The following is an 11841-nucleotide window of genomic DNA, read 5'->3' on the forward strand; positions in this document are numbered from 1 at the left end:
CTGCATTCACAACGCGGACGCCATCCGGGCCGCGATGAGCCGCTGGTAACTCACCGCGCTTACGGCGTTGCCTGCTCACGCTGCCTGCCGCTTGGAGGTGGCGAAGCCGTAGACGGCCACGACCACGAAGCAGATCAGCGGCAGCACGAACGAAGCGCGGGTGGCGGAGAGGGTGAGGGAGCCGAGATTGACGGCGGAGCCGTCCATGATCTTCCCCTGCAGGGGCGGCATGACGCAGCCGCCGCCGATGGCGCAGATGAGTCCGGCCGAGGCGAGCTTGGCGTCGTCGCCCAGGCCCCGCAGCGCGATGCCGTAGATGGTGGGGAACATCAGCGACATGCAGGCCGACACGCCAACCAGGCAGAGCAGCCCCGCCTGGCCCGGCAGCAGGATGGCGCCGGAGACCAGCATCCCGCCGCCCACCGCCAGCACGCCCAGCAGCGTGCCCGGGTTGACGAACTTCAGCAGGTAGGTGCAGATGAACCGGCTCGTGACGAAGATGATCATCGCCGCGATGTTGTAGGTCTGCGCCACCTCGGCCTTCATCCCCAGCTCGTTGACGCCGTACTGGATGATGAACGTCCAGCACATGATCTGGGCCCCAACGTAGAACGCCTGCGCGACGACGCCGCCCAGGTAGCGGGGATTGCTGAACAGGCGGCCCAGGGTCGGCAGCAGCCGCGAGTCGCCCTTCTCGTAGGTCTCGCCCTGGGGCAGCTTCGCCAGCGCGAACACCACCAGCACGCCCAGCACCACCAGGCCGAGCGTCACGTACGGGCCGACGATCACTGCCAGGTCCGAACGCTGGATCGCCTCGAAGGCGGCGGGCTCAGACTCGGCCAGCGCGCGGCGGGCCTCCTCGTCGGCCGGGTCGAGCCGCGCGAGGATTAGGTTACGGGCGGTGATCATGCCGATGATCGACCCCACCGGGTTGAACGCCTGCGCGAAGTTGAGCCGGCGGGGGGCGTTGTGCTCGGGCCCCATCGCCAAGATATAGGGGTTGGCCGTGGTTTCGAGGAACGCCAGGCCGGAGGTCATGATGAAGTACGCGGTCAGGAACGCGGAGAACGCCATCGCCTGCCCCGCGGGGACAAACAGCAGGCACCCGGTGGCGTACAACGCGAGCCCCATCAGCACGCCCGCCTTGTAGCCCATGCGGCGGATGAACAATGCCGCCGGGATCGCCATCACGCAGTAGCCGCCATAGAACGCCGACTGCACCAGCGAGCTCTCGTAGTTGCTGATCAGCAGGATGTTCTTGAACGCCGCCACCATCGGGTTGGTGATGTCGTTCGCGAAACCCCACAAGGCGAACAGCGTCGTCACCAGCACAAACGGGAGAAAGTAGTGCGGCGGGATTACCGTCGAATTGGGATGTGTACTATCTGCCTGGTCGGACATGGTTGTGATTGATCTCGCTCGTGGAACGCGGGAGCGCGTTGAATGATTGTTGGCAATCCGCCGGTTGGGAAGCAGTTCGGTCAGGGTAGCTGACTAGCCGTAGAGTGGGCCGTAGTTCGCACACGCGCGGAAGTCGGCACCCTCCAGATCGGACGTGCCGTGAGCGGCCCAGACGCTGGGTCGGAAGACAAGTTTCGGGTCAACATTGTGCATGTAGACAGGGATACGGAGCATCGACGCGAGCGTGATTAGGTCGGCGCCAATGTGTCCGTAGCAGAGCACGCAGTGGTTCGCTCCCCAGTTGTTCATGACGCTGTAGGCGTCTCTGAAAGCGCCGGAACCGGTGACGCGTGGTGCGAACCAGGTCGTTGGCCAGGTAGGATTGGTGCGTTGGTCCAGCGAATCGTGGGTATCTTCAGGCAGGTCGACGGTCACGCCTTCCGCGAGTTGCAGCACCGGTCCGAGCCCATCCACCAGGTTGATCCTGGCGATGGTCGACGGCATCCCTCCGCGGGTGCAGTAGCGGGTTGACCACCCTCCACCGGGAAAGTACTCGGTGATGGACGGGTGCCAGGTGGTTGCGGAAAGGCACGCCTCGACCTCCTCGTCGGTTACTTCCCACCACGGCTTGATGGCCGGACTCCCATCGACCTCTTGCATGCCGGCGCCGTCAAGAGCCGCTGGCCCTGAATTGATCAGGTGCAGCAAGCCGCCAGCCCCGTCGCCCTGCAACCTGTGCCCTGTTGTCCGCTCGACTGCCTCAGGGCTCCAGTATGTTCGCAGGTCGGCGAACACCTGCGCGGTGTTGGTGAGCAGGTGACCGAACAGCATCGTCACGGCGTTCAGCGCGTCGTTCTCCGTGGCCATGATGAAGGGGCGGCGACGCCCATTCCAGTCGAACGACGTGTTGAGCATGGCCTCCATAAAGTCGCCGTTGGGGTACGCGTCCGTCCATTGTCGCTGCCCCTGGAAGCCTGCCGCGATCGCGTTGTGGCCGTGTGCCTCTTCGCCGTAGCCTGCGGCCGCGAGGAGTGGATTTCCAATCATCAGGTCACGGGCGATGATGGCCATCTGGACGCTCGCTTCCCACTCGCTATCCAGCTGGTTGCGCGTACGTCGCTTGGCTTCGGGGTTGGCATCAAATCCCTCTCGGCAGTGCTCCCGCACCCATCGAATTGCCTTCTCACATTCCCCGCCGTCGAATATCCCATCGCGTTGGCGCCGCACAATCTCGGTCATGTCGACTGCTTCGACTCGCATGCCGAGGCCCTTCTCAAAGAACGCTGAATCGACGACAGAGCCGGCGATCCCCATAGACGTGCCTCCGATCGACAGGTACGACTTCCCACGCATCTGAGCCGCGGCCAGACCGGCCCGCGCGAAGCGGAGGATCTTGCCTGACACGTCGGCCGGGATCGTGCTGTCGGTTGCGTCCTGAACGTCACGGCCGTAGATGCCGAACGCCGGAAGGCCCTTCTGAGCGTGCCCGGCCAGCACCGCGGCGAGGTAGACGGCGCCGGGGCGTTCGGCGCCGTTGAACCCCCACACCGCTTTCGGGCGGGTCGGGTTCATGTCCATCGTTTCAGATCCGTAGCACCAACACGGCGTGACTGTGATTGAGACGTCAACGCCCTGCCGGAGGAAGTGCTCTTCCGCTGCGGCCGCTTCGGCTACTCCGCCTATGCAGGTGTCGTGGACGATGCACTCGGCCGCCGAGCCGTCCGGCAGGCGTAGGCTGCTGGAGATGAGGTCGGCGACTGCGCGGGCTTGGGAGAGCGTCTGCTCCTCGAGGGACTCCCGCACACCGCCTAGTCTGCCGTCGATGGTGGGGCGGATGCCGATACGCGGGTTTGTGCGGGTACTCACGGGATTCCTTGGATTCAACTGAGCTCAGTACTTGCCGGGCCGGCGAAGGGAAGGGTAGAAAGCGAGCGACCGCGGGGCCGCAAGCAAGTGTGAGAGCGCCTCTTCACACACGGACGGCGAGCGCCACCCATCGCGGCTCTGCGGGCTGTGCTGGAGAAACGTGTGGCCGTGCTGGGATGGCTTACGAGGGCTCGCGGCTGAGTTAACTGCAAGCAAATGGGGTCCGCCCGCGATCGACGCAGCAAGAGCGCGACTGTTGGGAAACGCTCGGATTCAGCTACCGGACCGCGTCGAGGGGACTCGCTGCGATGCCGTACATGTTCGAGCCCACCGTTGCCGGCACGCCCATGGGCCCCAGACGCACCTTCCCAGGGGCTTCTACGTCCTTGAACCAGATCGACAGCTCGTCGTCGATGCTCTCGCCAGGGCCAACGCCGACGGGGCCTTTGTTGTGCCATGCCGGCCCGTTGCTCTGGAACGGACCGTTGTCCAGGCCGATGTCGTCACCCGAGTCCTGGAACTCCTTCGTCAGCCACTCTGGCGGAGCGAGCCGATTGTCGAAGAACACGTAGAGCCTCGCTGGCTGGCTGAGCGTGACGTCGATGTGCATGTCGCTGCGGAGCTTATCGTTGTTGAACATCTTGACGTAGTCGGCGCCAACGAGGTACCCAGGCATGCCGTCTTTGGTTACGCCGTTGTACTGGTGCGCAACACGATCCACGTGCGACAAAGCGTCCTCCCGCATTCCCTCGTGCACGATCTCGTAGTAGTTCAGCATCGAGTCGTCTCGCTCGATGTTGTCACGCACCTCGGAGATCAGCAGGGGCCGTGTGTGCTTGCCGGACGAATCTCCCGAGTAGGATTTCCCATGGATGGAGACGATCCGATGAGCCGTCCCACCGGCGTCCAATCGCAACGCCTCACCCATGCGGAGGCGTCGTGCTTCGGCCGTTTGACTCCGGTAGGCCAGGTCGACCTCGCCTTTGAAAACGACTACGTCGGTGGCGCCATCGTTCCCAACCTCAACGCCAAACTCGGTGCCTAGGTCGACCACGTTGGCTTGGGGGGTCACCACCGTGAAGCCTTTGCCCGCTTCGGTGACGCTGGCGGTCAGGCGGCCGACTAGCATCTTAGCCTGGCTGCCGGACACCAGTTCGTAGGCCGCCGGTGAGTGGAGCACGACGTTCGTGCCGTTCGCGTACTGGAGCGAGAGGGCCCCCGCCGTCACTCGGAAAACGTCGCCCGGCTGGAACGCCGACGCCCGCTCGTGGCTCCGTTCTTCAACATACCAGCGGCAGTCGGTGGAGCGCGGGTCGACAGATGTGAGGAGGGAAACTTTGGTGAGCTCGGGCAGACCGTGGGTCGCTCCTGGATCGCGGTTGGTCATCAAGCGACCGCCCGCACCAGTCCACCACCATCCCACGGAGAGCATCAGGCAGGCCGCCGTAGCCAACGCTACGCCGCCCCAGCTGGTCGGCCATGCCGCGCTGATCGGGGGGGGAGACGGCGGCTGAGGCCGGACCGGCTCGGCGGTGTGGATGTCATCAAGCAGCTCTTGCGACTTTGCCTGGTTGGAGAATTCTGCATGGAACCTGGCCGCGATCAGATAGGCCTGCCGGTCATCGGCGCTCGCCAAGAGCCGTTGTTCCAACGCATGCATCTCATCCTCCGACAGCGAGCCGTCGAGCCAATATGAGATCTGCTTTCTCAGACGTTCATCACTCATGGGATTGCGATACCGTGATCGCCCATAAAGGTAGATTACCGGTGGGCTTCTTGGGCGAGCGTCGATTCGACGCACCTTTGAAGCAGTCCTCGGATACGCGACAACGCGCTGTAGAGGGTCGTGATTGGACAGCCTCGCCGCCGCGACATCTCTTTAGGTTTAAAGCCGGACGCGTACCGCTCTTTCAGAAGCACGCGATCCTTCTCGTCCAGTTTTGCGACGCACTTCTGGAGAGTCTTGACGCGATTCTCCAGCTCGTCGGACTGCTCGACGTACTCTGCCGCCAGTGTGTCGATCAGCGGGCCGCTGAACATCAGCTTGTCGGTCGCGTACTTTCTTCGATGGCGATGGACCTCGATGAGCACGATCCCGCAGGCCCAGGGAAAGAACTCGCGAGTCGCATCGTAGTCGCCGCGTTTATTCCACAGGGTGAGACTTGCGTTTTGTAGTATGTCGTCGGCGTCTGAAGGGGAGCGAACAAGTGAGATGGCGTACGACCTCAGCCGCAGCTGGACTGCGGTGAGCTTCTCGACAAACTGGGCATCGTTGAGTCGCTGAGTCATGGCCTCGAATAAGAATCGGGGTTTTCCAGCTGTAGAGAGAAGGTTCATCGAGCTGAACGTATCCGCACTGACCAGTTGTAATTACGAACGAAAGTGTAGATTTTCTGCACGCCCCAGCTTTTTTCGTAGTTTTTAGGGGTTTCACGGATGCATCTATAGCCCGGCGGTCCCGGTATGACCTTTAGCAGGTTGCACAGCAAGTCCCTCTGAGCAGCGGCTTGTGGCCGTGAAGGGCCCTCTGGTGCTTGGCGGTTGCGAGTATCGGGGGTAATTGCGGTTTCTCGGTCGGCGGCCCTCCGGCCGACGCCCTCAAATCGCAGGAGGACTCCCCCAGGCCTGCGGCTGGCCGCGGCTGGTCGCTTGGGCGACGGAGATGCCAATTGCCCGGGTGTCCGCGCGCAGTATGTGGGCCTGTTTCTTCGGACAGTTGCCTCGAACCAGCCCGGCGGACTCAAGGCAGTATCAACCTACTCACCCAGTCAAAACTGAGTCGAATGAAATCGCTGCAACTCGCGTTGACTTTGCTGTCCGTTGGTAGCTGCTGCTGGGGTCGTGGCGCCAATGCCGATGATCTGACGCACCTGGTGAACCCTCAGATCGACACCCACAAGTCACGGTGGTTCTACTTCTCTTCGGCATGCCGTCCATTCGGCATGGTGAATTTGAGTCCCGACACATCCACCAAGGGGAGCTGGAATTCGGGTTACCTCTATGATGACGAGTTTGTCCGCTGCTTCAGCCACATCCATGCCTGGCAGATGTCCGGTATCCCCGTGATGCCGACCACGGGCGAGTTTCGCGGTCACCTCGGTATGGACGAGTACAAGTCGCGGTACTCGCACGACAGCGAGATCGTCCACCCGGGCTATCACAAGCTCACGCTCGAGCGGTACGGGATCGACGCCGAACTGACGTCGACCTGCCGAACCGGCTGGCATCGCTACACGTTCCCCGCGGGGGAGGCGGGGTACGTTCTGTTTGATACTGGCGCATTCCTCGCGCACGGCGGGGTCGTCGCTTCGAGTGTGTCCCGTGTCGGACCAACCGAGATCGCCGGTTGGTCGTTGATGGAGCGAACCTCAAGACGCCCGAAGGACACCCGAGTGTTCTTTGTTGCGCGGTTCAGCAGGCCGTTCGAAGAGTTCCTGTCGTGGGTCGGAGGTGAGCTCACGCTCGGCGCCGCCGGGGTCGAGGGGGCCGAAGCGGGGTCCGCCGTCCGGTTTGCGGCGTCGGCGGACCGCCAAGTCATCGTGAAGATTGGAATCTCCTACACGAGTATCGAGGGCGCCAGAAGGAACCTCGATGCGGAAGCGTCGCACTGGGATTTCGACCGGGTCCGACGCGAGTCTACCCAAGAGTGGAATGAATGGCTCAGCCGGATTCGGGTGACCGGCGGCCATCCTGAGCACCGGATCAAGCTCTACACGGATCTGTGGCACGCGCTGTTGGGTAGGCGTATTGTCTCGGACGCGGACGGCAGCTACTGCGACATGACGCGGACACGCCCTCGCATTCAGCGCAAGAGGCTGAATGCCCAAGGCGAACCGGTCTACGCCCACTACGCGTTCGACGCGTTGTGGGGCAGCCACTGGTCGCTCAATATCTTGTGGACGCTAGCCTACCCAGACGTGGCCGACGGGTTCTGCAACACGATGGTTGACATGTACCGCGATGGCGGGTTGATCCCGCGAGGTCCCTCCGGAGGGAACTACACCTACGTGATGATAGGAGATCCCGCGGCGCCGTTCTTCGCCGCCGCGCACAACAAGGGCATCCGGGGGTACGATGTGGACGCCGCCTACGAGGGCCTGAGAAAGAACGCGTTCCCCGGTGGGATCCGCGATCGAGCGGGCTACGAGCACCAGGCGAACGCGGGTGGTGGGGGCATCAAGCACTACGTCGACCTGGGCTACGTTCCGGAAGACATGGGCGGCGGCGGCGCGCACCGCGACGGGGCGGCGATGACGCTCGAGTACGCCTATCAGGACTGGTGCCTCGCACAGCTCGCAAGATCGTTGGGGAAGGACTCGGACTACAACCTCTTTATGAAACGCTCGCAGAACTATCGCAGTCTCTGGGATGGCGAGGCGAGGCTTGTGCGGCCTCGGATGAAGGACGGAAGCTGGATGCCGGGTTTCACTCCTACGGGCAAGGGGATGAGCTGCCGTGGGTTCTGTGAGAGCAACTCGATGATCTACTCGCACTTTGTTCCCCATGACATGAAGGGGCTAATCGGGATTGCGGGCGGCGCCGAGGCGTACGCAACGAGGCTGAACGAGTCATTCGAGCAAAGCGCCTCGAGTCGATTTGTAGCCGATCACGGGCGCCACGCAGAGAAGCTCGTCGATTACGACAACCAGCCTGGGACCGCCATGGCTCACCTGTTCAATTATGCCGGGAAACCCTGGCTATCGCAGAAGTGGGTGCGCGAGGTGAAGTTGAAGGCGCACGGCGACACCACTCCTTACGGAGGCTATCACGGTGACGAGGACCAGGGGCAGATGGGCGCGCTCGGCGTTCTGATGGCGATTGGACTCTTCCAGGTCGACGGCGGTGCAGGGAGCGATTCTGTCTACGAGATCACCGCCCCGTTGTTCGACGAGGTGAGAGTCCAACTCCACGGCGCCTACTTCCCCGGCGGAGAGTTCCGGATTGTTGCCCGTAATCAATCTCTCGAGAACTGCTACATCCAGTCGGCTGCTTTGAACGGCCGTGAGCTCAACCGTTGCTGGTTGTCACACAGCGAGGTGGCCGCGGGTGGAACGCTTGAACTTGTCTTGGGGGCCTCGCCGAATAGATCTTGGGGCCTCGAGCCCCCACCAAGCCGCTGACGGGAAGATTCTGGATGTGGTTCGCGTCTGCAGGGCGGCGGCCGCCGACCTGCAGGGAGAGTCTACAAGTCCGACTCCGCCGCCACCGCGCGAGTCCGTTGATGCCGCGTTTTCTTGTAGAAACCTGCCACCCCCCGTGGTCAAATACGGGGTGAGAGAAGACTGGGCGGGTGATTGGACGGCGCGGTGCGTCCCGCAGGTAGCGGATCGCACCGCGGAGGAGCCTTTTGGGTTTTGCCACTTTTGTCCCTGTCAGCGGGCAAGTGTGGACAAAACTCCGTCGCCGTGAACGGCGGGAAAGCTGCTAGACACTGCTATGCAAGCGTGAGGCGAGCCCATGGGCTTCGGGTGGGGGCCGACTTTTGTCCCTAAGGATCGATAACGCGAAAGGGGACAAAGGTCATTGGAGTCGCGGTGTGAGGCAGGGGAGGGCGACTCCGACTGGGGTTGCCTAGCGAACGCACTGTTCAGCTATCTGACCGCGCGGCGTCGGCATGCCGTGACCGAAAGTGAGGCAGCGGCGCCCCGCCATCCGCCGCGATACGTGAAGCAACGGGCGCGGGAAGAATCCTGTCAATCTCGTCGATCCGGTAGCCGAACCCGTGGTCGCCTAGGGTCGACAGCTCCACCCGCCCGCTGCGTCGGCGGTAGATGCCGGGGTGTACGGACGCTTCGATCGCTGAGGCGTCTGGGTAGAACTGCATCGCGTTTGTCTCGACGCCCATTAGGGTTTCGGTGTACGCGGCGAGCGTGAGGTGGGGGATCTGAGCCAGCATGGGGTTGGTCAGGTCCTGCACCATCAGGCCCATGCCATGCGCCTTGGCCCAGCACAGCGACAACAACGCCCCGGTTAAGGTCTTGCACGTCTTCAACGCGACGCCGGTCCACCCGAGCGCGCGGCCGACCCGCACAAGCTCCCAGTTGTGCGCGCTCTCGTCCATCAACAGCGGCTTCCTCCGCGACACCTCGCGCACGTCAATCATGTGCTTCTCGAGGTCATAGGGGAATGGCTGCTCGATGTACAGCAGTCGGTCGTGAACGGCAGGCGCCTGGCGGGCGAGCTGATCGATGATCTCAACGACGTAGTTAGGATCCGTCACCGTGCAATTGAAGTCCGCCGTAAGGTGTTCAACGCCATGCGACTGCGCGACCTCACCCACCTGCGTCAGGCGAAGGAGGTCCCATTCGTAATCGGACCCGCGAAGCTTCACCTTGAGGCACTTCAGCCCGTCACGCTTGATCCAGTCGCTGAGGAAGACGGGGTGCCCGTCGTACGCCGGTGGGGCGCCCGCCTCATCGGGGGTGAGCGGGTCCGCCCCTCCCACCAGGTGCCAAGCGGGGAGTGACTCCAGACGGCGTGGGCGCAGGTAGTCGGCTGGGTAGCGGCCTCGGAAGTCGACCCCATCGTCCGAGTCCAAGAACGAGGAGAGGTCGCTGCTGCAGAACTCCTTGGTTAGAGAATGCATCGCGGGGATGCCGTGCAGGTTGCCGAACGCGTCGTACAGGGCGATGTCGAAGGCGGAGCAGCACAGCAGCGCCGCCAGCAGGGGAAGCCGATCGGCATCGGCAACGCCCTGATTCACGTTATCCAGTTCGTCCTGCAGGACGGTCCGCTGAAAGGCCTCTCCGATCTGCAGCGGGTGTCCGGTCACGGGGAACACTGACCAGCAGTCCACTAGGCGGGTGCAAAAGTCATGCGTGATGCGGCGTCTGGTTTCGTAAGGGCTGGCGGACGGCCAGACCCACTCCACGTTCAGTGGGGTTTCTCCCCAGCCGCAGGCCGTCCTCCCCTGGGAGTCACGGACCGTCAATCGAACCCGCGCGCAGGTGACCGACGTCAGCGTTTCTGCCCCAAATTTGAGCGGCACGCGGGTACGCACGGGCAAGAAGTACAGCTCTGCGCCAACGACGCGGACGTCGGTTGCGAGCCTTACTGGTCGATCGGTCAGGGCGGGGGCGCCGCAGCTGCGCCGTTTCGCGCGCTCGAAAGCCGCTCCGTGTGGCATGTTAGAGCTTTCTCATAGACAGTCGATTGGGCGCCTGTTCGCATCCGCGGCCGGCTGGTCAGGTGGTCCAGGAGTCTCGCTGCTCCCGGTCAAGCAGCTCATTGGCCGCGTCGGCCTTCGTTCCCTCAAAGCGTTCGGCCTCTGGGTCCCAGGACAGCTTCTCGCGAAGCCGGAGAGCGATGTTGCCAAGGTGGCAGACCGACGCGCTGCGGTGGCCGACCTCAATCGGTGCGGCCGGTTCGCTCCTCGATCTGACGCTGTCCAGAAAGTCTCGAACGTGGTCTGAGCCCGAGTGGTACTTAACTCGTTTTCGGAGCATGTCTGGCGTGGCGTCCCTAGGTATTACCAACGCGTTCTGTCCCTGGTTGTCGATCGATACAACGCCGTCGGTTCCGTAGAACATGCAACGCACCGATGGGTGTCCCGTTACGCACTCGAGCACAGCTCCATTCTCATACTTGCAGCGGAAGTTGAGGTAGGTTGCCGCGTCGAATAGACTCCCCTCGGGCAGATAGTCGGCGAAGACGTGCTCTACTTTGGTGGGGCCTGTGTGGTCGGTCCCAAGTCCCCATTGCGCCATGTCGATCGAGTGAGCGCCGAAGTTGGTCGTCTGGCCGCCCGCGTAGTCATCGATGAAGCGGAAGTTGTACAGGCATCGATCAGGGTGGTACGGCGCATCCGGCGCTGGGCCGAGCCACATGTCGTAGTCGAACCCAGCGGGCACGGGCGCCTCTTGCCAGCCGGGGCCGGGACCAACCTTGTTGTGGCGACCGACGTTGCAGACAACACGCTCGACCTTCCCGATCCCGCCGTCTCGCACAAACTCGCACGCGGCGCGGACGTAAGGGTTGGATCGCTCGTGAGAACCCGTTTGCACGACCCGGCCGTTCTCTCGGGCTGCGGCGATCATGCGCCGCTGGCCCGCGATGGTTCGCCCGAGCGGCTTCTCGCAGTAAATATCTTTGCCTGCATTGGCCGCGGCAATTGTCATCGCTTCATGCCAGTGGTCGGGCGCGACGACGATCACCGCGTCGACATCGTCCCTGGCAAGAACGTCGCGAAAGTCGCTGTAGGCGTCGCACCCTTTGTAGGTCCCACCTTCACTGCGGCGGCTGTAGTGTTGTTCTACCATCTGCTTGGCCGGTTCACGGCCGCGGACATCCTCCGCGTTCTTGTACCCGCCGCTCCCCCGATTGACGTCGCAGACCGCGACCAGCTGGCAGTCTGGCTGGGCCATGAACAACTTGAGATCAAGAAACCCTTGGTTCCCCGTTCCTATGCACGCCACGTTAATGCGGTTGCTTGGCGCCGTCGCGCCGAACACCGACGGCGGGACGATGGTCGGGGCGGCGAATGCGACAGCCGCTGCTGACCTCTGGAGGAAATCCCGACGGGTCCGCTCGGCGCTAGAGGGTGACTTGGGTTCGCTCATGATCTCTCCCTGCTCT

General features: G+C 63.1%; 7 protein-coding genes. 1 reads left to right on the plus strand and 6 read right to left on the minus strand.

The window, feature by feature from the left end; genetic code table 11:
• Nucleotides 1-75 precede the first annotated feature (75 nt).
• The 4 genes from fucP to KOR34_RS01345 all read right to left on the minus strand — a co-directional run bounded on the left by fucP (nt 76) and on the right by KOR34_RS01345 (nt 5556).
• Nucleotides 76-1401, minus strand: a complete 1326-nt coding sequence (gene fucP / locus KOR34_RS01330; protein WP_146561505.1) for an L-fucose:H+ symporter permease — start codon at nt 1399-1401, stop codon at nt 76-78.
• 93 nt (nt 1402-1494) lie between these two features.
• Nucleotides 1495-3267, minus strand: a complete 1773-nt coding sequence (locus KOR34_RS01335) for an L-fucose isomerase (RefSeq protein WP_197531038.1) — start codon at nt 3265-3267, stop codon at nt 1495-1497.
• Between the two features lie 277 nt (nt 3268-3544).
• On the minus strand, nt 3545-4993 hold the full coding sequence (locus KOR34_RS01340) for a FecR family protein (protein WP_146561509.1): 1449 nt from the start codon (nt 4991-4993) through the stop codon (nt 3545-3547).
• A 35-nt stretch (nt 4994-5028) separates the two neighbouring features.
• Complete coding sequence (locus KOR34_RS01345; protein ID WP_197531039.1) at nt 5029-5556, minus strand: sigma-70 family RNA polymerase sigma factor; 528 nt, start codon at nt 5554-5556, stop codon at nt 5029-5031.
• 494 nt (nt 5557-6050) lie between these two features.
• Between KOR34_RS01345 and KOR34_RS01350 the strand changes: the two genes are divergently transcribed.
• A complete protein-coding gene (locus KOR34_RS01350) occupies nt 6051-8387 on the plus strand; it encodes a GH92 family glycosyl hydrolase (RefSeq protein WP_146561513.1) in 2337 nt (778 codons plus the stop codon).
• Between the two features lie 467 nt (nt 8388-8854).
• On the opposite strand, the gene KOR34_RS01355 is transcribed toward KOR34_RS01350, so the two are convergent.
• The gene (locus tag KOR34_RS01355) at nt 8855-10063 is read right to left on the minus strand and encodes a mandelate racemase/muconate lactonizing enzyme family protein (protein ID WP_197531040.1); all 1209 of its coding nucleotides are present in this window, start codon (nt 10061-10063) and stop codon (nt 8855-8857) included.
• 388 nt (nt 10064-10451) lie between these two features.
• Complete coding sequence (locus KOR34_RS01360) at nt 10452-11825, minus strand: Gfo/Idh/MocA family protein (protein ID WP_146561517.1); 1374 nt, start codon at nt 11823-11825, stop codon at nt 10452-10454.
• Nucleotides 11826-11841 lie beyond the last annotated feature (16 nt).

The sequence above is a fragment of the Posidoniimonas corsicana genome (assembly GCF_007859765.1).
In the GTDB taxonomy this organism is placed as follows: Bacteria; Planctomycetota; Planctomycetia; order Pirellulales; family Lacipirellulaceae; genus Posidoniimonas; species Posidoniimonas corsicana.

What these genes read in the sequence shown, in the direction of transcription:
- KOR34_RS01350 (WP_146561513.1), top strand. Translation starts at nt 6,051, where the DNA reads ATGAAATCGCTGCAACTCGCGTTGACTTTGCTGTCCGTTGGTAGCTGC.
- KOR34_RS01345 (WP_197531039.1), bottom strand. Translation starts at nt 5,556, where the DNA reads ATGACTCAGCGACTCAACGATGCCCAGTTTGTCGAGAAGCTCACCGCA.
- fucP (WP_146561505.1), bottom strand. Translation starts at nt 1,401, where the DNA reads ATGTCCGACCAGGCAGATAGTACACATCCCAATTCGACGGTAATCCCG.
- KOR34_RS01360 (WP_146561517.1), bottom strand. Translation starts at nt 11,825, where the DNA reads ATGAGCGAACCCAAGTCACCCTCTAGCGCCGAGCGGACCCGTCGGGAT.
- KOR34_RS01340 (WP_146561509.1), bottom strand. Translation starts at nt 4,993, where the DNA reads ATGAGTGATGAACGTCTGAGAAAGCAGATCTCATATTGGCTCGACGGC.